The 25787-nt window shown below is 62.7% G+C and carries 19 protein-coding genes; 4 read left to right on the forward strand and 15 right to left on the reverse strand.

The annotated features are described in order from the left end of the window. Nucleotides 1-37 precede the first annotated feature (37 nt). From dgcA to ACT7DK_RS12540, 5 genes are all read right to left on the reverse strand, one after another. The gene (gene dgcA / locus ACT7DK_RS12520) at nt 38-2101 is read right to left on the reverse strand and encodes a dimethylglycine demethylation protein DgcA (RefSeq protein ID WP_445399621.1); all 2064 of its coding nucleotides are present in this window, start codon (nt 2099-2101) and stop codon (nt 38-40) included. Between the two features lie 119 nt (nt 2102-2220). After that, entirely contained in the window at nt 2221-2751 is a 531-nt protein-coding gene (locus tag ACT7DK_RS12525; protein WP_445399623.1) for a DUF5943 domain-containing protein, read from the reverse strand. Between the two features lie 33 nt (nt 2752-2784). Further along, nucleotides 2785-3765: a dipeptidase gene (locus ACT7DK_RS12530; RefSeq protein ID WP_445399625.1), complete on the reverse strand. Its 981-nt coding sequence runs from the start codon at nt 3763-3765 to the stop codon at nt 2785-2787. 407 nt (nt 3766-4172) lie between these two features. After that, nucleotides 4173-5225, reverse strand: coding sequence for a GlxA family transcriptional regulator (locus ACT7DK_RS12535; RefSeq protein ID WP_445399627.1), 1053 nt, complete (start codon nt 5223-5225; stop codon nt 4173-4175). A 480-nt stretch (nt 5226-5705) separates the two neighbouring features. After that, nucleotides 5706-7298 carry a BCCT family transporter gene (locus ACT7DK_RS12540; protein WP_445399629.1) on the reverse strand — a complete coding sequence of 531 codons (1593 nt, stop codon included), beginning with the start codon at nt 7296-7298 and terminating at the stop codon, nt 5706-5708. Between the two features lie 312 nt (nt 7299-7610). On the opposite strand from ACT7DK_RS12540, the gene ACT7DK_RS12545 reads away from it, so the two are divergent. Then, a complete protein-coding gene (locus tag ACT7DK_RS12545; protein ID WP_445399631.1) occupies nt 7611-7838 on the forward strand; it encodes a hypothetical protein in 228 nt (75 codons plus the stop codon). 210 nt (nt 7839-8048) lie between these two features. Here the strand turns inward: ACT7DK_RS12545 and ACT7DK_RS12550 are convergent, their stop codons facing one another. The 4 genes from ACT7DK_RS12550 to ACT7DK_RS12565 all read right to left on the reverse strand — a co-directional run bounded on the left by ACT7DK_RS12550 (nt 8049) and on the right by ACT7DK_RS12565 (nt 12441). Beyond that, complete coding sequence (locus tag ACT7DK_RS12550; protein WP_445399633.1) at nt 8049-9347, reverse strand: TRAP transporter large permease; 1299 nt, start codon at nt 9345-9347, stop codon at nt 8049-8051. 1 nt (nt 9348) lies between these two features. Further along, on the reverse strand, nt 9349-9879 hold the full coding sequence (locus ACT7DK_RS12555; protein WP_445399635.1) for a TRAP transporter small permease: 531 nt from the start codon (nt 9877-9879) through the stop codon (nt 9349-9351). A gap of 69 nt (nt 9880-9948) precedes the next feature. After that, the gene (dctP, locus tag ACT7DK_RS12560; RefSeq protein WP_445399637.1) at nt 9949-10956 is read right to left on the reverse strand and encodes a TRAP transporter substrate-binding protein DctP; all 1008 of its coding nucleotides are present in this window, start codon (nt 10954-10956) and stop codon (nt 9949-9951) included. Between the two features lie 207 nt (nt 10957-11163). Then, nucleotides 11164-12441: an aromatic ring-hydroxylating oxygenase subunit alpha gene (locus ACT7DK_RS12565; protein ID WP_445399639.1), complete on the reverse strand. Its 1278-nt coding sequence runs from the start codon at nt 12439-12441 to the stop codon at nt 11164-11166. Nucleotides 12442-12742: 301 nt separating this feature from the next. On the opposite strand from ACT7DK_RS12565, the gene ACT7DK_RS12570 reads away from it, so the two are divergent. Beyond that, on the forward strand, nt 12743-13849 hold the full coding sequence (locus ACT7DK_RS12570) for an FAD-binding oxidoreductase (protein WP_445399641.1): 1107 nt from the start codon (nt 12743-12745) through the stop codon (nt 13847-13849). A gap of 297 nt (nt 13850-14146) precedes the next feature. On the opposite strand, the gene ACT7DK_RS12575 is transcribed toward ACT7DK_RS12570, so the two are convergent. Then, nucleotides 14147-15346 carry an IS4 family transposase gene (locus ACT7DK_RS12575; protein ID WP_445397490.1) on the reverse strand — a complete coding sequence of 400 codons (1200 nt, stop codon included), beginning with the start codon at nt 15344-15346 and terminating at the stop codon, nt 14147-14149. A gap of 483 nt (nt 15347-15829) precedes the next feature. Here ACT7DK_RS12575 and ACT7DK_RS12580 point away from each other — a divergent pair, with 483 nt between their 5' ends. Further along, a complete protein-coding gene (locus ACT7DK_RS12580) occupies nt 15830-17029 on the forward strand; it encodes an IS4 family transposase (RefSeq protein ID WP_445397490.1) in 1200 nt (399 codons plus the stop codon). A gap of 133 nt (nt 17030-17162) precedes the next feature. On the opposite strand, the gene ACT7DK_RS12585 is transcribed toward ACT7DK_RS12580, so the two are convergent. Beyond that, nucleotides 17163-18320 carry a BCCT family transporter gene (locus ACT7DK_RS12585; protein WP_445399643.1) on the reverse strand — a complete coding sequence of 386 codons (1158 nt, stop codon included), beginning with the start codon at nt 18318-18320 and terminating at the stop codon, nt 17163-17165. A 382-nt stretch (nt 18321-18702) separates the two neighbouring features. On the opposite strand from ACT7DK_RS12585, the gene ACT7DK_RS12590 reads away from it, so the two are divergent. Further along, nucleotides 18703-19767, forward strand: coding sequence for a hypothetical protein (locus tag ACT7DK_RS12590; protein ID WP_445399645.1), 1065 nt, complete (start codon nt 18703-18705; stop codon nt 19765-19767). A gap of 243 nt (nt 19768-20010) precedes the next feature. Here the strand turns inward: ACT7DK_RS12590 and fdhD are convergent, their stop codons facing one another. Genes fdhD through ACT7DK_RS12610 form a run of 4 tightly spaced genes read right to left on the reverse strand, consistent with a single transcriptional unit; the run spans nt 20011 to nt 25697 of the window. Further along, nucleotides 20011-20802: a formate dehydrogenase accessory sulfurtransferase FdhD gene (fdhD, locus tag ACT7DK_RS12595; protein ID WP_445399647.1), complete on the reverse strand. Its 792-nt coding sequence runs from the start codon at nt 20800-20802 to the stop codon at nt 20011-20013. Between the two features lie 13 nt (nt 20803-20815). Further along, nucleotides 20816-23665 carry a formate dehydrogenase subunit alpha gene (gene fdhF / locus ACT7DK_RS12600; RefSeq protein ID WP_445399649.1) on the reverse strand — a complete coding sequence of 950 codons (2850 nt, stop codon included), beginning with the start codon at nt 23663-23665 and terminating at the stop codon, nt 20816-20818. Continuing rightward, nucleotides 23665-25206 (reverse strand): formate dehydrogenase beta subunit, encoded by a 1542-nt coding sequence (locus ACT7DK_RS12605; protein WP_445399651.1) that lies wholly within the window; start codon nt 25204-25206, stop codon nt 23665-23667. The genes fdhF and ACT7DK_RS12605 overlap by 1 nt, the downstream gene beginning before the upstream one ends. Beyond that, nucleotides 25206-25697, reverse strand: coding sequence for a formate dehydrogenase subunit gamma (locus ACT7DK_RS12610; protein WP_445399653.1), 492 nt, complete (start codon nt 25695-25697; stop codon nt 25206-25208). Before ACT7DK_RS12610 ends, ACT7DK_RS12605 begins: the two co-directional genes overlap by 1 nt. Nucleotides 25698-25787: the final 90 nt, after the last annotated feature.

Raw genomic sequence — 25787 nt, forward strand, 5'->3', positions numbered from 1 at the left:
ACCTCGGCAGGGCCGGGGTTGCCCCCGGCCCCTTGGCTCAGAAGTCTTTACACAGACGCAGGGCGTCGTAAATGGCGGCGTGGGTGTTGCGCTGGGCCACGCAGTCGCCCAGGCGGTAGAGCAAATAGCCCTGGCCGTGCTGGGCCAGCGCCGGCTGGGCCTGGGCCGCGTACAGGGCTTCCAGATCGATCTGGCCCTTGTTCAGGGAGTCGCCCTTCAGCTCGTAGTAAAGCCGCTCGTCCGGACGGACGCCGTTCTCCACCACCACCTGGTCCACCACCCGCTCTTCTTTCTGGCCGGTGTATTCGTTTTCCAGCACCGCGATGAGCTTGTCCCCTTCCTTGTACACCTTGTGCAGGGCCATGTCGGAGCTCATGATCACCTCCCGCTCGTACAGGGAGCGGTAATAGGTGGGGAAGGTGGTGCCGCCGATGGCCGCGCCCGGCTTGATGTCGTCGGTCACCATTTCCACCAGGCTGCCCTTGGACGCCAGGTAGTCGGCCACCGACATGCCGGAGAATTCGCAGATGGTGTCGTACACCAGCACGTTCTTGCCCGGCTCCACCTTGCCGGAGAGGATGTCCCAGCTGCTCACCACCAGCCCTTCGGCCGCGCCCCACTCGGGGTTTTGCTCGATAAAGGGGGTGCCGCCCACCGCCAGGATCACCACGTCCGGCTTTTCCGCCATGATGGCGGGCATGTCGGCGGCGGTGTTGAGGCGCAGGTCTACCTTGAGGCGGGCCAGCTCCAGGGCGTACCAGCGGGTGATGCCGGCAATCTGGTCACGCTGGGGTGCCTTGGCCGCCAGGGTGATCTGGCCGCCCAGCTCGGGCGCCTTTTCAAACAGCACCACGTTGTGGCCGCGTTCGGCCGCTACCCGGGCCGCTTCCATGCCGCCGGGGCCGCCGCCCACCACCACCACCTTGCGGAGGGGGCCGTCGGTTTTTTCGATGATATGGGGCAGGCCCATGTGCTCGCGGGAGGTGGCCGCATTCTGGATGCAGAGCACGTCCAGGCCCTGGTACTGGCGGTCGATGCAGTAGTTGGCGCCCACGCATTGGCGAATTTGGTCCACCTGGCCCAGCTTGATCTTGGCGATCAGGTGCGGGTCGGCGATGTGCGCCCGGGTCATGCCCACAAAGTCGACATAGCCGCCTTCGAGGATGCGCTGGGCCTGGTTGGGATCCTTGATGTTCTGGGCGTGGATCACCGGTACCTTCACCACTTCCTTGATGCCCGCCGCCAGGTGCAGGAAGGGCTCGGGCGGGTAGCTCATGTTGGGGATAACGTTGGCCAGGGTGTTGTGGGTGTCGCAGCCGGAGCCGATGACGCCGAAAAAGTCGACCATGCCGGTGTCGTCGTAGTATTTGGCGATCTGCTTCATGTCGTCGTGGCTGAGGCCGTCCGGGTGGAATTCGTCACCGCAGATGCGCATGCCCACCACGAAGTCGGGGCCCACTTCGGCGCGTACCGCCTTGAGCACTTCCAGGCCGAACTTCATGCGGCCCTCGAAGGTGCCGCCCCATTCGTCGGTGCGCTTGTTGACCCGCGGGCTCCAGAACTGGTCGATCAGGTGCTGGTGCACGGCGGACAGCTCCACGCCGTCCAGCCCCCCTTCCTTGGCGCGGCGGGCGGCCTGGGCGTAGTCGCCGATGATGCGCCACATTTCTTCCGGCTCTATGGTCTTGCAGGTGGCGCGGTGCACCGGCTCACGGATGCCGGAGGGCGACACCAGGGTGCTCCAGTTGTAGCCGTCCCAGCGGGAGCGGCGCCCCATGTGGGTGATCTGGATCATGATCTTGGCGCCGTGCTTGTGCATGGCGTCGGCCAGGTTCTGGAAGTGGGGAATGATGCGGTCGGTGCTCAGGTTGACCGAGCTCCACCAGCCCTGGGGGCTGTCGATGGACACCACGCTGGAGCCGCCGCAAATGGCCAGGCCGATGCCGCCCTTGGCCTTTTCTTCGTAGTATTTGACGTAGCGCTCGGTGGTCATGCCGCCGTCGGTGGCATACACCTCGGCATGGGCCGTGCTCACCACCCGGTTGCGGATGGTGAGCTTGTTGATGTTCATGGGTTGAAACAAGGCGTCGAACTGTCCCATCCTGGAATCCTCTAGTACATGCCGGGCCTGCGGCCCGCCGAAAATTAAAACCTGCTCGCTTCGTCACTTTCGAGCCCTGCCCTGGATGCCCGCCTTCGCGGGCATGACGGGTGGCACCGTTACAGCGGGCTCACCTCGAACAGGCCGTAGTCGCAGCCGGTCTGGGCCCCGCTCTGGGTCTGCCGTGCGACGGTGCGCACCGGATAGCCCAGGCTCTGGGCAATCTGGTCCATGGCGCCGGCGAACCAGCCGGTGAACATGTAGTCCACCATGCGGTCCACCTTGCCGTACTGGTAGACGAAGGCGGAGTGATCCAGCCGCACCCGGGCGGTGCCGGCGGGAATGTCCAGCTGTTCGATGGTGAACAGACCCCAGCCACGCTGGGACAGGCGCTTCATGTAGTGCTCGAACACCGCGTCGCCGCTGATGCCGTGGCACTCGGCCTCTTTTTCGCACCAGTGCCAGGCGGACTTGTAGCCGGCCTTGTACAGGATCTCGGCGTAGCGCTCGGGGCCCAGCTCTTCCTCTATGGCCATGTGGTTGTTCACGAAGAAGTGGCGCGGCACATAGAGCATGGGCAGGGCGTCGGTGGTCCAAACGCCGGTGTCGGCGTCTACTTCAATCGGCATTTCGGGTGCATGTACTGACATTGCGGTTTCTCCTTCGCTTCCTTTATATGTTGCTTATTCGCCCCAGACGTCCTTGAGCACACGTACCCAGTTGCCGCCCATGATCTTCTCCACCAGGCGCGGGGAGTAGCCGTGGCGCAGCAGGGCCTCGGTCAGGTTGGGGAAGTCACCGATGGTACGAATGCCCTCGGGGTTGATGATTTCGCCGAACCGGGTCAGGCGGCGGGCATAGCCCTTGTCGTGGGTCAGCCACTCGAAGAAGTTCTGATCGTGACCCTGGGTAAAGTCGGTACCGATGCCGATGGCGTCTTCACCGACGATGTCCAGCACATAGCCGATGGCCTCCACGTAGTCGTCGATGGTGGAGTTGATGCCGTTTTTCAGGAAGGGGGCGAACATGGTCACGCCCACAAAGCCACCGTGTTCGGCGATAAAGCGCAGCTCTTCATCCGACTTGTTGCGCGGGTGGTCCTTGAGCCCGGCGGGCAGGCAGTGGGAGTAGCACACCGGCTTTTTGGAGGCCAGGATCACTTCTTCCGAGGTTTTGGCGCCCACGTGGGACAGGTCGCACATGATGCCGACCCGGTTCATTTCTTCCACCACCTCGCGGCCGAAGCCGGACAGGCCGCCGTCGCGCTCGTAGCAGCCGGTGCCCACCAGGTTCTGGGTGTTGTAGGCCATCTGTACTATGCCCACGCCCAGCTGCTTGAAGATTTCCACGTAGCCCAGCTGATCCTCGAAGGCGTGGGCGTTCTGGAAGCCGAGGATGATGCCGGTGCGGCCTTCTTCCTTCGCCTTGAGGATGTCGGCGGTGGTGCGCACCGGGCGGATCAGATCGCCGTGCTCGCGGTAATGGCGGTTGAACTCGGCGATGTTGTTCACCGTGGCCTGGAAGCCTTCCCACACCGACACGGTGCAGTTGGCGGCGGTCAGGCCGCCGCGGCGCATGTCTTCGAACAGCTCGCGCCCCCAGTTGGCGATAATCAGGCCGTCGATCACTATCGATTGTTGGTGTACTTCAGCTGCACTTTGCATAGCCAGACCTTCCTTGCATCTATTAGACGGGTGAACCGAGTTCACCGGATTCAGGGGCAGTCTAGCCCGCGGGTCTCCCCGTCCACTGGCTGAAAGCGACGAGCGCATAGCCAAAAACGTCACTGTTCAGAAACGGTGTCGGGAAAAGACAAGTGGGGATGAAAGCGGAAAGCTGGAAGCTGGAAAGCCAAACCCCGGCGCCGGTGGCGGGACGGTCCACTGAAGTGGACCCTACGGACGGAGGTGTTTGTAGGGTCGAATTTATTCGACCAAACTCCGGCGCCGGTGGCGGGATTGGTCCGTTGAAACGGACCCTACGGACGGAGGTGTTTGTAGGGTCGAATTTATTCGACCGGAATAGAAAAAGGCCCCATAACGGGGCCTTGGATTGAAAAGGGAAACCGGCCTTACAGGGTGACCGAGGCGAAGGTGGGTTCACCGCGGGCCGAATCCAGGCGGATGTTGAGCTCCAGCTCGGGCATGACCGGGGCGATTTCCTCGGCCTTGGGCGCGGAGCGGCCGCAGCGATCGTCCCGGGGCGGCACGCCGAAGTTCTCCCGGTAGCATTTGCTGAAATGGGGGGTGGAAACGAAGCCGCAGGCGGTGGCGATTTCGATGATGGAATAGGAGGTCTGGCGCAGCAGCTGCCGGGCCCGCTTGAGCCGCAGGTTCAGGTAGTAGCGGGAGGGCGAGCACTTCACGTGGCGCTGGAACAGCCGCTCCACCTGGCGGCGCGACAGCCCCACGTAGTGGGCCAGTTCGTCCAGGGTGATGGGCTCTTCGAGGTTGGCTTCCATCAGTGCCACCACCTCGGCCAGCTTGGGCTGGGCCGAGCCCACCAGGTGGCGCAGGGGCACGCGCTGCTCTTCCTGGCCTTCGCGGATGCGCTCGCACAGGAACATGTCGCAGATGGCGGTGCTGAGTGCGCTGGAGTGTTCCTTTTCGATCAGGTGCAGCATCATGTCCATGGGCACGGTGCCGCCGCTGCTGGTGAGGCGATCCCGGTCGATGCAATAGAGGGCATTGCTGGTGTCCAGCTGCGGAAAGGCTTCCTTGAAGGCGGCCATGTATTCCCAGTGCAGGGTGCAGCGGTAGCCGGTGAGTACGCCCGCGTCGGCCAGCAGGTAGCTGCCGGTGCACAGGGCGCCGAGCTTGACCCGGCGGTGGGCCAGTTGCTGCAGCCAGGCGCGCAGGCTGCGGCTGCGGGCGTTGGCCACCCCTACCCCGCCACACACCAGCACCATGTCGATATGGCCGCAGTCGTGAATGCCGTGATCCGGGGTGACCATGATGTTGTCGCTGGCCCGCACCGGCTGGCCGGTTTCGGTGAGCATCACCCATTCATAGAGCGGCTGGCCCGAGAGCTGGTTGGCCATGCGCAGGGGTTCGATGGCCGAGGCAAGGGAGATCATGGTGAAGTTGTCCACCAGTAAAAAACCGACGCGTTGTGTTTGGCTCATTGCTCTTGCTCCTCCTCCCTCTGCGCTGGCAGCCGGGATCCCTGTTTTATACGACGGCGACTCAATGACGGGCTGCGCCATTTACATCACAAATACACGCATTTAAAAAATATATAACAGACACCGGGGTTTCAGAAATCCGATCACCGGCTATTTTTCGGCGTTCAGTCACAACTTACGACTAAAGCATAATAATTCAGTCATTACTTATGTATCAGCGGACTCGGGTGCCGCTTTCCAAGCGGAAAAAAGCCAGGCCTTATAATCCTTTCCCTCAGATAAACGGCAATATGCGTGCCAGCTTGTTGAGCCTGAAAAAAGCACAAAAAAACCCGATGTGGGGCGCATTTGAGACGGTTTTTCGGACCGAAGTGATTACCCATAAAGGGATAGAATGATTGGACGTCTGGCGAGGATCCAAACTGGGGCAGCACTGCCCCAAAAAAAGACATGAAAAGGGGGGCAAGCCCCCCTTCAGGGTCAGGAGGCCGGCGGCACCTTCACCGTTTCCGGCTGCGGCGCGGGCAGCTCCTGGTGCAGGGCGCGGAACAGGCCCCACATCATTACCATGATCACCACCGAGAAGGGGAAGGCGGCGGTTATGGCGGCGGTCTGCAGCGCCTTGAGCCCGCCCGCCAGCATCAGGATGGCTGCCACGGCGGCCACCGACATGCCCCACATTACCCGCTGGCTGCGCGGCGGATGCTCCTCGCCCAGCGAGAGGATGGTGGTCACCACCAGGGTGCCGGAGTCGGCGGAGGTGATAAAGTAAAGCGCCACCAGCACCGTGGCCAGAATGGAGGCCATATAGCCGATGCTGCCGCTGTCGAGCAGGCTAAGGGTGGTGTACAGCGCCGAGGTCACGTTTTCGCCCACGGCGGCGACGATGCCGGCCTCACCGATGGCCGAAACCACCTCGCCGGCGGCATTGGTCACGGTGTGGGTCAGTTCAAGGTAGAGGGCGGTACCGCCGAATAGGGTCAGCCACAGCATGCCGAGCAGGGTGGGCACCAGCAACACGCCGCAGATAAACTCGCGGATGGTCCGACCTTTGGAAATACGGGCAATAAACATACCGACGAAAGGCGACCAGGACATCCACCAGCCCCAGTAGAACACCGTCCACCAGGACTGCCACTGGCTGTCCTTGCTGGCGTCGGTCCAGGTGCTGAGCGGCACCACGTGGGCCAGGTAGTCACCGATGCCCTGCACATAGCTCTGCAGCAGGTAGCGGGTGGGACCGTATACCAGCAGGAACAGCAGTATGGCGACGGTCAGCCAGATGTTGATCTCCGACAGCCACTTCACCCCGCGGCCGATGCCGGACAGCACGGAGGCGGTGGCGATAAGGGAGATCACCAGGATCAGCAGCAGCTGGTTGGTGGTGCTGATCTCCATTCCGAACAGGTGATTGAGGCCGGTGTTGATCTGGGCCACGCCCAGGCCGAGGGAGGTAGCCACCCCGAACACGGTGCCGAACACCGCCAGCACGTCAACGGTATGGCCCATCCAGCCGTAGATGCGCTTGCCGATCAGCGGATAGAGGGCGGAGCGGATGGTCAGTGGCAGCCCCTTGCGGTAGGAAAAGTAGGCCAGCGACAGCCCCACCACCACGTAGATGGCCCAGGGATGCAGGCCCCAGTGGAAGTAGGTGATGCGCATGGCCACTTCCGCCGCCTCGCTGGTCATCCCCTGCGTGATAAAGGGATTGCTCTGGAAGTGGTAGATGGGCTCGGCGATGGACCAGAACACCAGGCCGATGCCCATGCCGGCGCTGAACAGCATGGCGAACCACGAAAACAGGCTGTATTCCGGCCTGGAGTCATCGTCGCCCAGGCGCAGCTGGCCGAAGCGGCTGCAGGCCAGCACCACGCAAAATACCAGCATCAGGGTGATGATGGCGATGTAATACCACTTGAAGTGGCTGAGAATGCCGCCCGACAAGGTGTCGAACAGGCTGGCGGCGGAGTCCGGGTAAAGGGCTCCGCCCAATACAAACAAGGTAACGATCACCATGGAGCTGATCGTTGCCGCCGGACTCATTCCTTTCAAAATTCCATCTTTGCCTAACATAGGACAAGATCTCCGTCGGATTGGGGGCTGTTGCAGTGGGTTAGGCAATGGCGCTATCGTCCTCTTGCGCCTTTGCCCGTTGTTATGGGTATTGGCTGGTCGTGTCCGTTTGCAAACTCCGGTCGCGACCAGCAAATACCGGCCCCTATAACAACAGCTAACGACTGTTCAAAATTTCCCCTGTACGACACCGGGTTATCCGGGGGCGCCTCTTTCCGTCATCGCTGTTCTGTATGCGACACGATGACGCAAGATCCTTGCTCACGATACGGGGGCTGCTTAGGCTGGGCAAAAATTGCGGAGGAATGAGCGATGATGATTACCGAGCTTATCGATCAGGACGATTTCCGGGCCCAGCTGCAGGCCTGGGGGCTGGCGGAGGCCGGCCGGCTGTCTCTGGCGGACTGCCGGCCCCTGCTGGCGCTGCTGCTGGTTGGTCCGGATGGCGACCTGTGGCGGGAACGGCTGCAAGCCCTGCTGGCCAAGCGGGAACTGTTGCACCCGGAGGTACTGGCCCTGGTGGAAGGGTGTTTGGGGTAAAAACATGGGTTGGCTGAGAAAGCCGCAATAGACTCCCGCCTGCGCGGGAGTGACGAGATAAAGTGCGGGATCGACGGGATAAAATACGGGTGTGACGGGATAAAGTGCGGGAGCGACGCAAACTCCGTCATGCCCGCGAAGCCGGGCATTCAGGCAAGGGGAGCCGGTGGCTCCCCTTTTCAATCGGCTGCTGACTGGCTTGCTGTCCGGTTACAGGAACCCGAGCCACCTGGGCAGAAACAGCGACAGCTCCGGCACAAAGGTGGTGATCAGCATCACCGGCATGCCGACAAAGACCATCAGCGCCAGCGCGGGTTTGACCGTTTTATGGATGGACACCCGGCCAATACGGCACGCCATGTAGAGGATGGGCGCCACCGGCGGGCTGTTGGCACCTATTACCACCGAGCAGGCGACGATGGAGGCAAAGTGCACCGGGTGGATGCCGGTATCCACCATCAGCGGCAGGAACAGCGGCGCCACCACCACGGTGACCGATACGTCATCCATAATCATGCCGGCGACGATCAGGAACAGATTCACGACAATCAGTATCAGCAGCGGGTTTTCGATCAGGGTGGTGACCATTTCGGTCAGATCCTGAGGGATTCGCTCCGACGCCAGGATACGCCCGATCATAAAACTGAACAGCAGGATAAGGATCACCGTGCCCGTGGTTTCCGCCGCCGCCACCACGCTCTTGGCAAAGCTTTTCAGGTTCAGGTCCCGGTAGATAAAAAACCCGATCAGCATCGCCGAAAAGGCCGCCACCGCCGCCGCCTCGGTGGGCGTAAAGACACCGCCGTAGATACCGCCGAGAATGATCACCGGCAGCGACAGTGCCGGAACGGCCTTTATCGTCGCCCTGCCCTTGCCGGGCAGTGGCTCGAACCCCTTGCCGGCCGCGCTGCTCACCTCATTGAAAAAGCGCCCCACGCCGATACGGTTGGCGATGATAAGCCCCAGCATCAGCAGAATGGCCGGCCCGACCGACGCCGCAAAACAGGCGGCCACCGACTGCCGGGTGACCACGGCAAACAGTATCATGGTGATCGACGGCGGGATCAGAATGCCAAGCAATGACGAAATACCGAGCAAGGCCGAGGAATAACTGCGGGGATAGCCGCGCTGTTCCAGCGGCCCTATCATGATGGTTCCGATAGAGGCAACGGCCGCGGTGGCGGTGCCGGCAATGGCACCGAAGATACCCGAAGCCATGACCATGGACGCCCCCATGCCGCCCCGCCGCTTGCCGATCATGACCTCGATAAAATCGACCAGCCGGCGGGCAATGCCGCCACTTTGCATCAGGTAACCGGTTAGCACGAACAGCGGCAGGGCAATCAGGATCACCGAGTCCACCGAGCGGTAGCCCTGCAGCATCAGGGTATTGAGGTTGGCGTCATACACATACGCCATGTAAGCCAGCACCCCGGCAAAGGACCAGGCCACCGGCACGCCGATGATCATCAGCAGCATCAGTAGCCCGATGGCAATCAAACCTTCCATGTCAGTGTTCCTCTTTCAGCCGGCGGGAGCCGCAGCCCGCACCGCACAGGCCGGTAACGGCCCCCAGCAAATCACGCAGCGAATAACAGCTGCAGCCCACGGCCGCCAGCATGATCGACGCCTGGGGCAGCCACAGCGGGATACCCATACCAGGGGTCGATTGAGGCCTTCGCAGTCCCCAGGCCAGCATGCGCCAGGCCAGTACCACAAAGAACAGGCAGATCATGAAGGTAATCAGCGAGATCAATGCCTTGTGCATTAATTGGAGCCGATGATCGGTGATCTGCAGCTGGACGAAGTCCACCACCAGATGCTCGTTGCGGCGACTGGCGATCAGCGCACCGAGCATGTAAAGCCACATGCCAAACAGCATGATAAGTTCCAGCAGGCCGACTACCGACCAGCCGAACACATAACGCGCCAGAACCAGAAACAGCATCAGTCCCACCACCAGCAGGCTGGATGCGAACGCAGCCGCTTCCAGCAACCAGCCGACACCCCGATCCAGTCTGGAAAAGAATCTGCCGATCATTTTCTGCAACCTCTGAAAAAACCGGCCCAGGTGATGGGCCGGCCATGTTGAAACACTGCGTCTGTCCGGTTAAAGCTCGGTGGCATTGGCACGAATGGTATTCATGATCTCGGGGCCGATTTCCTTGTCCATCAGCGGCCAGACCTTCTCCCGGGCGGCCCGGGCAAACTCGCGCAGCTGCTCTTCGCTGGGCTCGAAATACTTCATGCCGGCCTCCTGGGCCTTTTTGATGTAGTACTCGTCCTGTTCCTTGGCGGCCTTGAACTGCTCGTTCATGATTTCCACCGCCGCTTCCTGCACCACTTTTTGCTGCTCCTCGGTCATGCTCTCCCACACATCCAGGTTCATCGACAACACCCCGGTCATAAAGAAGTGCTTGGTCTGCACGTAGTAATCGAGCGAGTCCCGGAAGTACTCATAGTCCCAGTAGATAACGTTGCCGGCCTCACCGTCGACCACGCCGGTCTGCAGCGCGGTATACACCTCGCCCCAATCGATGGCGGCAGTCTGATAACCCAGGGCCTGCATGGTCTGCGGGGCCGGGAACACCGTCATGGTGCGTACTTTGAGCCCTTCCGCATCCTTGATATTGAGTGCGTACTTGCCCCGGGAGCCCACGCCGTTGAACCCTTCGGGCCAGGGTCCGAAGAACTTCAGGCCAATGTCTTCGTACACGCCGCCGAGCAGGTTGTTGACCCAGCCACCCGGGCTGTAGGCGTTGAGCGCCTCATCCCACGACAGCGTCATGTAGGGGGTGTAAATCACGCCAATGCGCTTGTCGTAGGAGGTCATGGGCCAGTTCAGCATGACATCCACGTCGCCGGCGACATGCAGGTCGAACACTTCCTGCTGGCCGCCCAGCTCATTCTGGTAGTAAACCTTGGTCTCGATGTCACCGCCGGACTTCTGCTCGATCAGCTCCCCCCATTTTTTCAGGGCGTCTCCGGCCGGCGACCCCTGGGTGCCCGAGTCGGTGGCGAGCTTCAGGGTCAGCGCCTGGGCACCGGTACTGACCAGGCAGGCGGCGGTAATGGCCGAAGCCAGCAGGGTTTTGAAACTGAGTCCGATTGTCTTCATGTGGTTATCTCCCTATATGATGTCGTGCTGATGAAACACTGGTGGATCACCGGCGCGTCGTCCGCGCCGGGCTCACACGGATGTTGTGCAAAATCCTTTTGCAGATCGCAGGCAGGGCTGTACGCCAACAAGCGGAATATACGCTGCTGAAGAGTCCGTACCTCGGCTGCTGGGGGAGCCGGGCGGCTCCCCCTTTGTCGTGATGGCTTATTCCGGCAGGGCGATGGGCAGGGTCTGGCCCAGGGCGTTGGCCACGAAGGTGTCGGCGTACCAGTTGATGAAGTTCACCACCCCGAACTCGTAGGTGGGCGAATAGGGGCCCGGCTCGTAGGCGATGGAGTTGATGCCGCGCTGGTTCTCCTCGGCCAGGGTTCTGTCCTGATCGTTGGTGGCGTCCCACACCCGGCGCAGTTTCTCCACGTCGTAGTCCACTCCTTCCACCGCGTCCTTGTGTACCACCCACTTGGTGATCACCTTGGTCTGCTGCGGGCCGACCGGGATCACCTGGAAGGTGATCAGGTGGTCGCCCTGGCCGTGGTTCCAGGAGTTGGGCAGGTGCAGTATGCGCAGCGAACCCAGATCCCGCTCCTTCACCCGGCCCAGCAGCTTCTGGCAGGCGGGGCTGCCGTCGATGGTCATGGCCACCTTGCCCTCGGCCAGGGGCATGCGCACCATGCGGTTGCGCAGGCCGAAGGAGATATGCTCGTGGGGGATGTTGTCGGCATCCCACTGCTCCGCCATGCGCGCCACATGGGCCTTGAAGGCGTCGCTGGCGCGGGGGTCGTTGGTGTCGTCCCACTCCAGCAGGGTGTTGAGCAGTTCCGGGTGGGAGCCGGCGCAGTGGTAGCACTCCCGGTTGTTCTCGATCACCAGCTTCCAGTTGGCCTGCTCGATGATCTCGGACTGCACCGCCACCTTGGCGTTTTCGAGATCGTAGGGCTCCAGGTAGCGTGCCAACTCGGCCAGGAAGCCGTCGATTTCCGGCGGGTTCTCCGCCAGGCTGATGAAGATGTAGCCGCCGGCGGTTTTGGTGTGCACCTGCTTGAGCGGGAAGTCGGCCTTGTCGAACTGGTCGCCCATTTCATTGCCGGCGTAGAGCAGCTGGCCGTCCAGCTCGTAGGTCCACTGGTGGTAGGGGCACACCAGCTTGGCCACCTTGCCCTTTTTCGAGGTGCACAGGCGCGAGCCCCGGTGGCGGCAGACGTTGTGGAAGGCCTGTACTCCCATCTGCTTGTTGCGCACTATGGTGATGGGGTTGTTGCCCACCTCCAGGGTGATGAAGTTGCCCGGCTGGGGGATCTCGCAGGTCAGGCCCACGTACAGCCATTCCTTGTAGAAGATCTGCTCCATGTCGGCGGCGAACACCTCGGCGCTGTTGTAGCAGGCCTGGGGAAGGGAGTAGCCGGGACGACGCTGCTGCAACAGTTGTACGGTTTCCGCCAGTTTGGGGCTGTTGCCGGTGACGGTGGTGATACTTTGCTCCATCGGTATTGCTTCCTTTGCTGTGTTGAGGGAGTGGGTGTCCCGACCGCTGAGTTGACCCCCACTGTTGGCCTTATTTTTATCATGGTTATCAAGCGCGGATTATCTGAAAACGACTCGCCCACCGGGGTTTTCCGACCTGCCCGCCTTCGCTTTGTCCCGGCGCCGCCTGTCCCTTGACCAAAGCGGGGCTGGCGGACATTTCCATGTCGTTTTTAAGCAACCGTCCGGGGCCAAACTGCTCAAGAATGCGGGCATAAGGACAACGCGGGGATCCCTCCCCGGGCCCCACCGGAGGACAGCGATGAATCAGGACTTTATTTCACCCATCAATACCCAAACCTGGAGCAACGGTCGCCACCCGGTGCGCTGCGTGCGCGTGATCCAGGAAACCTGGGACGTACGCACCTTCTGCTTTACCGCGGAGAGCCCGCTGCTGTTTTTCTTCAAGCCCGGCCAGTTCGTGACCCTGGAGCTTGAAATTGATGGGCAGCAGGTGATGCGCAGCTACACCATTGCCTCCTCGCCCTCGGTGCCCTACAGCTTTTCCATTACCGTCAAGCGGGTGCCCGGCGGTGTGGTGTCCAACTGGCTGCACGACAACCTGAAGGAAGGCGACGCCCTGGCGGTGCACGGCCCGGTGGGCAACTTCAACTGCATCGACTTTCCCAACGACAAGGTGTTGCTGCTCTCCGGCGGCGTGGGCATCACTCCGGTGATGTCGATGGCGCGCTGGTGGTTCGATACCAACGCCGAGGTGGACATCCATTTTGTGCACAGCGCCCGCACGCCCAAGGATCTGGTGTTCTACCGGGAGCTGCAGCACATGGACTCGCGGCTGAACAATATCCACCTGAGCCTGATTTGCGAACGCACCGATATCGGCGAAACCTGGAGCGGCTACAAAGGCTACCTGAGCGGTACCATGCTGAGCCTGATCGCCCCCGACTTTATGGATAGGGAAATCTTCTGCTGCGGCCCGGCCCCCTATATGAAGGCGGTGCGCACCCTGCTGCAGCATGCCGGCTTCGACATGGACCACTACCACGAGGAAAGCTTCGGCGCCACCCCGGTGGAGATCATCGAGGACGTGGAGCAGCTGGCCCAGGAGGCCTCGGAGCTGGCTGAAGAATTGGAGCGTACCGAAGACCGGCTGACCGTCTCCTTCCTGGAAAGCGATCTGCAGGTGGACATAATGCCCGGCGAAACCCTGCACAGCGCCGCCGCCCAGGTGGGCCTGCATATTCCCAAGGCCTGCGGCATGGGCATCTGCGGCACCTGCAAGGTGAAGGTGACCAAAGGCGAGGTGGCCATGGAGCACAACGGCGGCATCACCGACGAGGACGTCGCCGAAGGCTATGTGCTGAGCTGCTGCAGCGTGCCCAGCGGCAACGTGGAGGTCGCGTTTTGAGTTAACGGATTACTTGGTCGAGGGGATCTTACTAGGTCCATCCACTTTGCCTGAGCCGGATAATAAGGCTCAGGCTTTTTTGTGTTGGGTAATATTCGTGGTCCGGGCCGGCGCCCCCTGCCCTGGATGCCCGCCTTCGCGGGCGAGACGGTGTTGGTGTCACTCCCGCGTTTTATCTCGCCACTCCCGCGCAGGCGGGAGTCCATGCGGGCCTGCAGATCCGGCGCCGTGGTCCGGGCCGGCGCCCCCTGCCCTGGATGCCCGCCTGCGCGCTGACGGCTCCCCAGTTTTTTCTGGTCATGCCGCGACCTCTTCCATGAGGGTGTAGATACGGCTCAAGCGTGTTAAGGCTCGCTCCAGTAGCGAGCCCGTTACTCTCCTCGGCTCATGGATAAGCACCTGTTTTCCCAAGGTTAAAAAGGAAAGCACCCGACGCTCCTCGGTGTTGGCCTGGTATCGCCGATGCAGCCCTTGTTGTTCGCACTCGAACCCCACCAACCACAGGAACAGGGTTGCTACCTGGGCTATCAGGCACAGTTGACCCAAGCGACCCTCCCCCTGACTTTTACTGTTGCTCCAGCCAAAACCGTAACGCTGGCTCTTGTCATCACGGAAGTTCTGCTCGATTTGCATCCGCTTCCGATACAGCGAGACGACCTGCTGGGCAGTGAGTTCCGCATCCGAGGTCACCAGCAGCCACGGCTCTTCCGCCGCGTCGCGATACTGCTTCTCTGCCTGGGGATACATGGGCTGCTTCTTGCCCCTTTTCTTGTGCCGTCCCTTCGAGGGGGCATGGTACTGGTGATAGTAAACCGGGCAGGCCGGCTTCACTGTCTTACCCAACAGGCCCGCTCCCAGCGCCTCCGGGGTGGCCGTCGCCTGCTGGGCCAGCGTGGCCGCGGGATACCACTCTTTCTCGTTATCCAACTTGCCATGGATGCGCCCGCGCACTCGCCCTACAAACACCCAGCCCAACGCCCGCACCTGATTCAGCCACGGCGTTTTAAAGCCACCGTCCGACAGAAGAATGACCCGCTGGTGTGCCCCCAGGGCGGCATGCAGATCGAGCAGAAACTGCTGATGTTCATCATGATTTTCTTGCCGCGCAGAGGGCACAACACGGTTCAGCAAGGGCAGGCTGCGACCTTCATACACCAGGCTGGCGCGCAAGACATGAAAGTCCTGGCTGCAACAGCCGCTCCAGTCAATGGCAATGAAGCAGCAGGGCAAGCAATCGGTGATGCGGCGGGTCAGGGCGGCACTCATGGTGACGCAGTCCTGGTGGGCCTTCTCATTACGAAGAAAGCGGTCGACGCGTTTTATCTTGTGCTTGACGCAGGCTTTGCCGGGCAGATGTCGTCCAATCCGGGTCAAGGAGAGGGTGTTGCCGGTAATGAGTCCTTCGGCACAGTTCAGCAGGGTTTTTACCCGAGCCTGATGAAAAGGAGCGAAGGCAGACGCGAAGAATTTATGGCAAACTGAGGACACGGCAGGCATGGCGGAACGTCTTTGTTTTTTTGGCGATTAATAAAGACGCAATCTACCATGCCTGCCGATTTTTTTGGGGATCCCTCAGCGCCTGCGCGGGCATGACGGTGTTGGTGTCACTCCCGCATTTTATCTCGTCACTCCCGCGCAGGCGGGAGTCCATGCGGGTCTGCAGATCCGGCGCCGTGGTCCGGCCCGGTGCCCCCTGCCCTGGATGCCCGCCTTCGCGGGCAAGACGGTGTTGGTGTCACTCCCGCGTTTTATCTCGTCACTCCCGCGCAGGCGGGAGTCCATGCAGGTCTGCAGATCCGGCGCCGTGGTCCGGCCCGATGCCCCCTGCCCTGGATGCCCGCCTTCGCGGGCAAGACGGTGTTGGTGTCACTCCCGTGTTCTCTCGTCACCCCGCGCAGGCGCTGAGGGATCCCCAAAAAAATCGGCAGGCATGGTAGATTGCGTCTTTATTAATCGCCAAAAAAACAAAGACGTTCCGCCATGCCTGCCGTGTCCTCAGTTTGCCATAAATTCTTCGCGTCTGCCTTCGCTCCTTTTCATCAGGCTCGGGTAAAAACCCTGCTGAACTGTGCCGAAGGACTCATTACCGGCAACACCCTCTCCTTGACCCGGATTGGACGACATCTGCCCGGCAAAGCCTGCGTCAAGCACAAGATAAAACGCGTCGACCGCTTTCTTCGTAATGAGAAGGCCCACCAGGACTGCGTCACCATGAGTGCCGCCCTGACCCGCCGCATCACCGATTGCTTGCCCTGCTGCTTCATTGCCATTGACTGGAGCGGCTGTTGCAGCCAGGACTTTCATGTCTTGCGCGCCAGCCTGGTGTATGAAGGTCGCAGCCTGCCCTTGCTGAACCGTGTTGTGCCCTCTGCGCGGCAAGAAAATCATGATGAACATCAGCAGTTTCTGCTCGATCTGCATGCCGCCCTGGGGGCACACCAGCGGGTCATTCTTCTGTCGGACGGTGGCTTTAAAACGCCGTGGCTGAATCAGGTGCGGGCGTTGGGCTGGGTGTTTGTAGGGCGAGTGCGCGGGCGCATCCATGGCAAGTTGGATAACGAGAAAGAGTGGTATCCCGCGGCCACGCTGGCCCAGCAGGCGACGGCCACCCCGGAGGCGCTGGGAGCGGGCCTGTTGGGTAAGACAGTGAAGCCGGCCTGCCCGGTTTACTATCACCAGTACCATGCCCCCTCGAAGGGACGGCACAAGAAAAGGGGCAAGAAGCAGCCCATGTATCCCCAGGCAGAGAAGCAGTATCGCGACGCGGCGGAAGAGCCGTGGCTGCTGGTGACCTCGGATGCGGAACTCACTGCCCAGCAGGTCGTCTCGCTGTATCGGAAGCGGATGCAAATCGAGCAGAACTTCCGTGATGACAAGAGCCAGCGTTACGGTTTTGGCTGGAGCAACAGTAAAAGTCAGGGGGAGGGTCGCTTGGGTCAACTGTGCCTGATAGCCCAGGTAGCAACCCTGTTCCTATGGTTGGTGGGGTTCGAGTGCGAACAACAAGGGCTGCATCGGCGATACCAGGCCAACACCGAGGAGCGTCGGGTGCTTTCCTTTTTAACCTTGGGAAAACAGGTGCTTATCCATGAGCCGAGGAGAGTAACGGGCTCGCTACTGGAGCGAGCCTTAACACGCTTGAGCCGTATCTACACCCTCATGGAAGAGGTCGCGGCATGACCAGAAAAAACTGGGGAGCCGTCAGCGCGCAGGCGGGAGTCCATAAGACTCAGCAAATCGAACGGATCATCCTCGCTACCCCGAGCACAAAAAGGGCCGCCGCGGCGACCCTTTGGTAACGACTTGCCAACCCTCAGCCGGCCTTGGCGGGCACCTTTACTCCTTGCCCCAGGGCGCTGCACTGGGCCCGGCGCTGCCACAGCAGGCCGGCGATCAGGGCGTAGAGGAAGATCACCACCAGGCCCACCCACTCAATCTTGAGCGGGGTGAACTGGAACAGCAGCACCAGGCCGAACATCAGCACCCAGTTGCCGGCCACGTAGGCCGGCAATCCAATCCGACCCGGCTCCAGGTTCAGGTTGCTGGTGTAGAGGCGGATCAGGGAGTCGAGGGAGTTGACTACGAAGATGACCCCCACCACCACCATCGCCAGCTTGAGCGCGCCGGCGATGGCGATCGCCTCGCTGAAGTGCAGATAGAGCACCGAGAACCAGATGGCGATGGGAATGGAGGGCACCACCAGCATGGCGATGCACAGCTGCCAGGCCGGCAGGCCGCCGGCGAAACGGGCTACGAACTGGCCGATCATGATGCTCCAGGAGAACCACCAGAACAGGTAGAAGGCGTGGTAATCGGTGATCGGGGTGACAAATTCATGAATATTGGTGAAATACTCGCCGATGCCGGCCACGGTGCCGCCCAGGCCCGCCAGGCTGGCGCCCGAATTCCACCACATGGTGCCGATCAGCGCCAGGAACAGCCAGGTGGAGGCCACGCTCAGGAACTTGACGTAGCGCACGTCCGAGCTGGACCAGACCGCGCACAGCACCACCAGGGCCACCAGGCCGTAGCGCACCGCGGGCGTGATGCCTTCCACATAGTCGGGCAGGTAGCTCAGGAACAGGAAGCCGGTGAAGGCGCAGGTACCGATAATCACCAGGTTGTTGATAAGCTTGACGAAAGGGATCTCGAACAACTTGAGCCTGGGCTCAATCAGCACGAAGTAGAAGGTGGTCAGGAAGTAGAACATCCACACCAGAAAACCCCAGAAGCCGAACTCGATGGCGAGCGGATTGGCGAAGCCGTATTCGGGCTCGCTGGCATACACCGGGAATTCGGTCAGGGGGAACATCACCAGGCCCACGTCCAGGCCAGAGGTAAACAGAATGGCGATAAAGGTGAACAGGGAAGTGGGCATTTCACCCTGGCAGCGCAACTTGCCGAAGCGCAGCAAAATAAAGGCCGACGCCGCCAGCGTCAGCATTATGGCAGCAGATAACACCATCTCCATGGATACATTCCTCTTGTATTGGTTCCATCACTCGTAACGTGTCGTGCGTTAGCACCATGACCATCCACCATTCCTTGTTATGGTTGTCGCCCCTCTGGGGAGGCTTGTCGTTCACCTGTTGCCGGTGACTTTTTATTGAACGTTCAATTAACCCTAAATGTAAGACGATGCTTCCATCATTGCACCATGGGTGCGACCGAAAAATGCCTGAATGCGACATGACACCAAAAAACTTCGTCCCCTAGCCAAAATAGGGCTCGAAAGAGGATTGTCATAAAAAGATAAATAGGGGTCGTTTGGAGACATATCTCGTCCGATTTTCGCTCCTAGGCTGTTTTGTCCGGGCCAGCGAGCCCGGCCAATCCACTCTAAGGAGAACCAGATGATAAGGATAAGTCATTGTATTTACGGTGCATTACTGGCAAGCGCCGGCCTCTTCGCCCAGGCGGAAACCACCCTGAGCCACTGGCCCCAGGACGCCGCCCGCCAGCTCGACGCCATGATCGCCGCCAACACCAACCAGGGGGCCTACGCGGTGTTCGACATGGACAACACCAGTTATCAGTTTGATATCGAAGAATCCCTGCTGCCCTACCTGGAGATGAAAGGCCTGCTGACCCGGGAGACCATGGACGCGTCCCTCAAGCTCATTCCCTTCAAGGACACGGCGGAGCACCAGGAAAGCCTGAACAGTTACTACTACCGCCTGTGCGAGATCGACGACCTGGTGTGCTACCCCTGGGTGGCCCAGATCTTCTCCGGCTTCACCCTGGCCGAGCTCAAGGGCTACGTGGACGAGGTCATGGCCCATGGCGAGCCCATCCCCATCCAGTATTACGACGGCGACCAGGTGGTCGAGGGCCATGTCACGCCGCCGAAGATCTTCGCCGGCATGCAGCAGCTCTACAACCGGCTGCAGGAAAACGGCATCGAGGTGTATGTGATGACGGCGGCCAGCGAGGAAATCGTGCGCATGATCGCGAGCGATCCCCAATACGGCTACAACGTCAAGCCGGAGAACGTTATCGGGGTCAATATGCTGCTGAAAAACCGGGAAACCGGCGAACTGACCAGCTCCCGACTGCAGATCAAGGCCGGGGAATACGACCCCGAGGCCAACCTGCCGCTCGAGCTGACTCCCTACCTGATGAACCCCATGACCTGGTACGAAGGCAAGCTCGGCAGCATCATCGGCTGGATCGATCAGTGGCGCAAACCGGTACTGGTGGCCGGCGACACTTCCGGCTCCGACGGCTATATGCTGCTGAACGCCACCGACGTGGACAAGGGCGGCATCCGGCTGTGGGTGGACCGCAAGAGCAAGTACACCCAGCACATCACCGACTGGGCGAAGGACGCCGCCGCCACCCAGGCCAGACTGAGGCTGCCGGCCGACGCGGACAAGAACTGGATTATCGTTAAACCGGACGATATCCACCAACAGTAAGCCGCACGGAAGGTCGTAAGGCGCGACCAAGGAACAGAGGCGGTGCCGCCGCTCTGGATGCCCGCCTTCGCGGGCATGACGGCATTGATGTCACTCCTGCGCCCCTTCTCGTCACTCCCGCGCCCCTTCTCGTCACTCCCGCGCAGGCGGGAGTCCATACGCATCGGCCACAGCGCCGTTGTCCGGCCCTGTGCCCCAAGCCTGGATGCCCGCCTTCGCGGGCATGACGATATGGATACTGTGTCAGGTATAGATAACGCCGTCGCCGTGGCGGGCGAAGCCGATAAGGTTGAGCCCGGCGGCGCGGGCCTGGTCGATGGCGAGCGAGGTGGGGGCCGACACCGCCACCAGGGTGGCGGCGCCGAGCACGGTGCACTTGTGCACCATTTCATAGCTGGCCCGGCTGGTGACGATCACGAAAGCCGGCGTGACCTGGAGGCGCGCCAGGGCGCCCACCAGTTTGTCGAGGGCGTTGTGCCGCCCCACGTCTTCCCGCGCCGCCAGCAGGTTTCCCTCCCCGTCGAACCCGGCCGCCGCGTGGGTGGCGCCGCTCTGGTAATGGAGCGGCTGCTGGTGTCGGAGTTCGGCAAAGGCGCGGTCGATGACCGCCCGCTCCGGCACCGGACCCGGGCCGACGGCGCACACCGGCGCCACCGCCTCGGCCAGGGACTCGGTGCCGCACAGGCCGCAGCCGGTGCGCCCACTCAGGCTGCGCCGCCGGGCCTTGAGCCGGAAGAAGCGCTCGGCCGCCAGCTCTATCTCCAACCGCAGGCCCTTGGGGTCGGCTTTGACCTCCACCCCGTAGATCTGCCCCGGCCGCTCGACGATGCCCTCGGTCAGGCTGAACCCCAGGACAAAGTCCTCCAGATCCAGCGGGCTTGCCATCATCACCGCGTGGGAGATGCCGTTGTACACCAGGGCCACCGGCACCTCTTCCGCCACCCAGTCATGGTCCTGGCCGCCGCTGAGGCGGCCAACCCTGGCTTCCACCAGGCCGGGTTCGGGAGCCGAGGCTTTTGGTTTACCTTGTGCCATGGGCTCGTCCTCCTCAGTCTCCCTGCCCGGCATGGGCCATCTGCTCCCGATTGAAGTCGTAGAAGCATTGTTGCCAGTCCGACAGCGCCTGGGGCGCCTCGGCCGTCACCTGCACCGCCGTCACCTTGTATTCCGGGCAGTTGGTGGCCCAGTCCGAGTTGTCGGTGGTGATCACGTTGGCCCCGCTGTGCGGGAAGTGGAAGGTGGTGTACACCACCCCCGGCTGCATGCGGGTGCTGTGCTGCGCCCGCAGCACGGTACGCCCGGTGCGGCTGTCGATGCTCACCGGCTGGCCGTCCTCGATGCCGCGGGCGGCGGCGTCGTGGGGGTGGATTTCCAGCACGTCCTCGCCGTGCCACACGTTGTTGTCGGTGCGCCGGGTCTGGGCGCCCACGTTGTAGTGGCTGAGGATCCGCCCCGTGGTCAGCAGCAGCGGATAGCGGTCGCTCACCTGCTCGGTGGTGGGAATGAACTCGGTCACCACCATCCGCGCCCGGCCGATGGGGAACTGCTCTTCGTGCATCACCGGCATGCCCTCGGGATGCTCGGCGTTGCAGGGCCACTGGATGCTGCCGAGCCGTTCCAGCTTGTCGTAGCTGACCCCGGTGAAGGACGGCGTCAGGGCGGCGATCTCGTCCATGATCTCGGAGGGGTGATCGTAGTGCATGGGGTAGCCCAGGGCGTTGGCCAGATCCATGGTCACTTCCCAGTCCTCTTTGCCCGCCAGCGGCGTCATCACCTTGCGCACCCGGTTGATGCGCCGCTCGGCGTTGGTGAAGGTGCCGTTCTTCTCGAGGAAGCTGGCGCCGGGCAGGATCACGTGGGCGAACTTGGCGGTCTCGTTGAGGAAGATGTCCTGCACGATCAGCAGCTCCAGGGAGCGCAGCGCCGCCTCCACGTGCTGGGTGTTGGGATCCGACTGGGCGATGTCCTCCCCCTGCACATACATGGCCTTGAAGCGGCCCTCGATGGCGGCGTCGAACATGCGCGGGATGCGCAGGCCCGGCTCGGGATCCAGGGTCGCGCCCCAGGCGGCCTCGAAACGGCCGCGCACGGCGGCGTCGGTCACCGGCTGGTAGCCGGGCAGCTCATGGGGGAAGGAGCCCATGTCGCAGGAGCCCTGCACGTTGTTCTGGCCGCGCAGCGGGTTCACCCCCACCCCGGGCCGGCCGATGTTGCCGGTGGCCAGGGCCAGGTTGGCGATGCCCATGACGGTGGTGGAACCCTGGCTGTGCTCGGTGACCCCCAGGCCGTAGTAGATGGCAGCGTTGCCGGCCCCGCCGTAGAGCAGGGCCGCCTCGCGGATGCGCCGGGCGGGCACGCCGATGATGTCCGCCACCGCCTCGGGGGCATGGCGCGGCTCCAGGATGAAGTCGCGCCAGGCCTGGTATTCCGTCTGGGCGCAGCGCTCGGCGATAAAGTCGTGGTCCTCCAGCCCTTCGGTCACGATCACGTGCGCCAGGGCGTTGACCAGCGCCACGTTGGTGCCCGGGCGGATCGGCAGGTGGATGGCCGCCCCGGTATGGGGGCTGTCGAGCAGGTCGATATGGCGCGGATCCGCCACGATCAGCCGGGCGCCCTGGCGCAGCCGCTTGCGCAGCAAGGAGCCGAACACCGGGTGGGCGTCGGTGGGGTTGGCGCCGATCACCAGGATGCAGTCGGCCTTGAGCACCGAATCGAAGTCCTGGGTGCCCGCCGACTCGCCCAGGGTCATCTTGAGGCCGTAGCCGGTGGGGCTGTGGCACACCCGGGCGCAGGTGTCGGTGTTGTTGTTGCCGAGCGCGGCCCGCACCAGCTTCTGCACCAGGTAGGTTTCCTCGTTGGTGCAGCGCGACGAGGTGATGCCGCCCACGCTGTGGCGGCCGTGCCTGGCCTGCACTTCCTTGAGCCTGCGGGCGGCGAAGCCGATGGCTTCATCCCAGCTCACCTCCCGCCAGGGCTGATCGATGTGGTCGCGGACCATCGGCGTGGTCAGCCGGTCCTTGTGGGTGGCATAGCCGAAGGCGAAGCGGCCCTTGACGCAGGAGTGGCCGTGGTTGGCCTGGCCGCCCTTCCAGGGGGTCATGCGCACCAACTGGTCGCCCTGCATCTCCGCCTTGAAGGAGCAGCCCACGCCGCAGTAGGCGCAGGTGGTGATCACGCTGTGCTCGGGCTGGCCCTTGGCGATCACCGACTTCTCGGTGAGGGTGGCGGTGGGGCAGGCCTGCACGCAGGCGCCGCAGGACACGCAGTCGGAGCCGAGGAAGTCGGTGTTCTTGCCGGTGGACACCTGGGAGTCAAAGCCCCGACCCTGGATGGTGAGGGCGAAGGTGCCCTGCACCTCGCCGCAGGCGCGCACGCAGCGGGAGCAGAGGATGCACTTGCTGGCGTCGAAGGTGAAATATGGGTTGGACTCGTCCTTGCCCAACGCCAGGTGGTTTTCGCCGGCAAAGCCGTAGCGCACCTCGCGCAGGCCCACGGCGCCCGCCATGTCCTGCAGCTCGCAGTCGCCGTTGGCCGGGCAGGTCAGGCAGTCGAGCGGGTGATCGGAGATATAGAGCTCCATGATGTTGCGGCGCAGCCTGGCCAGGGCCTGGCTCTGGCTGCGCACCACCATGCCCTCGGCCACCGGCGTGGTGCAGGAGGCATGAAAGCCGCGCCGGCCTTCGATCTCGACCGTGCACAACCGGCAGGAACCAAAGGACTCCAGGCTGTCGGTGGCGCACAGTTTGGGGATGTTGATGTCCACCAGGGCGGCGGCGCGCATCACCGAGGTGCCTTCGGGCACGGTCACCTCGACGCCATCGATGTTCAGGGAGACCAGGGTGGCCGACTCGACGGCCGGGGTACCCAGGTCTTTTTCGGGATAAAAATGCTCAACCATCAGCCTTCGCCTCCCTGGCGGTGGAAATCTTCGGGAAAATACTGCAGTGCACTCTTGACCGGGAAGGGCGTCATGCCGCCCATGGCGCAGAGCGAGCCCTGCATCATGGTGTCGCACAGCTCCTCCAACAGGGCCAGGTTGGCCTCGCGCCGGTCGTTGGCGACGATGCGGTCGATCACCTCCACCCCGCGCACGGCGCCGATGCGGCAGGGGGTGCATTTGCCGCAGGACTCCTCGACGCAGAACTCCATGGAAAAACGGGCCTGTTCGGCCATGTTCACCGACTCGTCGAACACCACCACCCCGCCGTGGCCGAGCACGGCGCCGATGGCGGCAAAGGCCTCGTAGTCGAGCGGGGTGTCGAACTGCTCGGGCGCCAGGTAGGCGCCGAGCGGCCCGCCCACCTGCACCGCCCGCACCGGCCGGCCGCTCTCGGTGCCACCGCCGAAGTCTTCTATCAGTTCGCGCAGGCGGTGGCCGAAGGCCAGCTCCACCAGGCCGCCGCGCTTGAGGTTGCCGGCCAGCTGGAACGGCAGGGTACCCTTGGAGCGGTCGACGCCGAAGCTGGCGTAATGCTCGGGCCCCTCGCTCAGGATGGAGGGCACGGCGGCGAAGCTCAGCACGTTGTTCACCACCGTGGGCTGGCCGAACAGGCCGACGATGGCCGGCAGCGGCGGCTTGGCGCGCACCATGCCGCGCTTGCCTTCCAGGCTTTCGAGCAGGGAGGTCTCCTCGCCGCAGATGTAGGCGCCGGCGCCGAGCCGCACCTCCAGCTCGAAGGCGCGGCCGCAGCCCAGGATGTCTTGCCCCAGGTAGCCGGCCGCCCGGGCCCGCTCGATGGCGGTGTTCAACAGCTCATGGGCCAGGGGGTATTCCTCGCGCAGGTAGATGTAGCCCTGGGTGGCGCCCACAGCGAGTCCGGCGATGATCATGCCCTCGATCAGCATGTAGGGATCGGACTCCATCACCAGCCGGTCGGCGAAGGTGCCGGAGTCGCCCTCGTCGGCGTTGCAGACGATGTATTTCTGCGCGCCTTTGGCGTCCAGCACCGTCTGCCACTTGATGCCGGTGGGAAAGGCCGCCCCGCCCCGGCCGCGCAGGCCCGAGGCCTTGACCGTGTCCACCAGTTGCTGGGGCGTGCGGTGGATCGCTTTTTCCAGGCCGTCGAAACCGCCCAGCGCCCGGTAGTCCGCCAGCGACACCGGATCGGTGACGCCGATGCGGGCGAAGGTGACGCGCTGCTGGCGTTTGAGGTAGGGGATCTCCTCGGTCGGCCCCTGGGCCAGGGGATGGTCGTCGCCGAAGCCGTGTTCGAACAGCGAGGCCACGTCCTCCGGCGCCACCGGGCCGAAGGCGCGGCGGCCGCGGCCGTCGTCCACCTCCACCAGGGGCTCCAGCCAGCACAGGCCGCGGGAACCGTTGCGGACGAGTTCGATGTCGAGGCCGCGGGCATCGGCCTCGCGCCGGATCAGAGTCGCCACGTCCTCGGCGCCGAGCGACAGGGCCGTGGTCTCGTAGGGAACGAAGATGCGCAGGCTCATCAGTTCAGCTCCAGTTTGTAGGTGGTCAGTTCGTTTACCAGGGCGTCGAACCGGGCCGGGGTCATGCGCGCCTTGATCTGCTTGCCCACCCGCACCGAGGGGCCGCAGGCGCAGTTGCCGAGGCAGTACACCGCCTTCAGGGTGATGTCGCGGCCGGGGGTGGTCTGGTGGTAGTCGATGCCCAGGCTGGCTTTGGCATGGCGCTCCAGCTCGCGGGCGCCGCGGGCCTGGCAGGCCTCGGCGCGGCAGATCTCCACCACGTGCCGGCCCGGCTGTTCGGTACGGAAGTAGTGGTAGAAGCTCACCACCCCGTGCACGTCGGCGGCGGTGATGCGCAGCTCGCGGACGATGATGGGGGTGGCGGCGTCGGGGATATAGCCGAAATGGTCCTGGATACTGTGCAAGATAGGCAGCAGGGCGCCGGGGATATGTTTGAGGGAGCCGACCAATTGCTCTAGGGTATGGTCCATTGCTGTTTGCTTATCTTCCATAGTATCAACCTTGTTATTGTCAAATGCCGGCTCCGGTAGGACCTGGAGCCGGCGGTATTCTTGAACTCGGGTTTCCCCCTCGTCACCCCC

Source organism: Zobellella sp. An-6 (assembly GCF_052487945.1).

Coding starts and splice junctions, on each gene's coding strand:
- dgcA (WP_445399621.1), bottom strand. CDS start 2,101: ATGGGACAGTTCGACGCCTTGTTTCAACCCATGAACATCAACAAGCTC.
- ACT7DK_RS12525 (WP_445399623.1), bottom strand. CDS start 2,751: ATGTCAGTACATGCACCCGAAATGCCGATTGAAGTAGACGCCGACACC.
- ACT7DK_RS12530 (WP_445399625.1), bottom strand. CDS start 3,765: ATGCAAAGTGCAGCTGAAGTACACCAACAATCGATAGTGATCGACGGC.
- ACT7DK_RS12535 (WP_445399627.1), bottom strand. CDS start 5,225: ATGAGCCAAACACAACGCGTCGGTTTTTTACTGGTGGACAACTTCACC.
- ACT7DK_RS12540 (WP_445399629.1), bottom strand. CDS start 7,298: ATGTTAGGCAAAGATGGAATTTTGAAAGGAATGAGTCCGGCGGCAACG.
- ACT7DK_RS12545 (WP_445399631.1), top strand. CDS start 7,611: ATGATGATTACCGAGCTTATCGATCAGGACGATTTCCGGGCCCAGCTG.
- ACT7DK_RS12550 (WP_445399633.1), bottom strand. CDS start 9,347: ATGGAAGGTTTGATTGCCATCGGGCTACTGATGCTGCTGATGATCATC.
- ACT7DK_RS12555 (WP_445399635.1), bottom strand. CDS start 9,879: ATGATCGGCAGATTCTTTTCCAGACTGGATCGGGGTGTCGGCTGGTTG.
- dctP (WP_445399637.1), bottom strand. CDS start 10,956: ATGAAGACAATCGGACTCAGTTTCAAAACCCTGCTGGCTTCGGCCATT.
- ACT7DK_RS12565 (WP_445399639.1), bottom strand. CDS start 12,441: ATGGAGCAAAGTATCACCACCGTCACCGGCAACAGCCCCAAACTGGCG.
- ACT7DK_RS12570 (WP_445399641.1), top strand. CDS start 12,743: ATGAATCAGGACTTTATTTCACCCATCAATACCCAAACCTGGAGCAAC.
- ACT7DK_RS12575 (WP_445397490.1), bottom strand. CDS start 15,346: ATGCCTGCCGTGTCCTCAGTTTGCCATAAATTCTTCGCGTCTGCCTTC.
- ACT7DK_RS12580 (WP_445397490.1), top strand. CDS start 15,830: ATGCCTGCCGTGTCCTCAGTTTGCCATAAATTCTTCGCGTCTGCCTTC.
- ACT7DK_RS12585 (WP_445399643.1), bottom strand. CDS start 18,320: ATGGAGATGGTGTTATCTGCTGCCATAATGCTGACGCTGGCGGCGTCG.
- ACT7DK_RS12590 (WP_445399645.1), top strand. CDS start 18,703: ATGATAAGGATAAGTCATTGTATTTACGGTGCATTACTGGCAAGCGCC.
- fdhD (WP_445399647.1), bottom strand. CDS start 20,802: ATGGCACAAGGTAAACCAAAAGCCTCGGCTCCCGAACCCGGCCTGGTG.
- fdhF (WP_445399649.1), bottom strand. CDS start 23,665: ATGGTTGAGCATTTTTATCCCGAAAAAGACCTGGGTACCCCGGCCGTC.
- ACT7DK_RS12605 (WP_445399651.1), bottom strand. CDS start 25,206: ATGAGCCTGCGCATCTTCGTTCCCTACGAGACCACGGCCCTGTCGCTC.
- ACT7DK_RS12610 (WP_445399653.1), bottom strand. CDS start 25,697: ATGGAAGATAAGCAAACAGCAATGGACCATACCCTAGAGCAATTGGTC.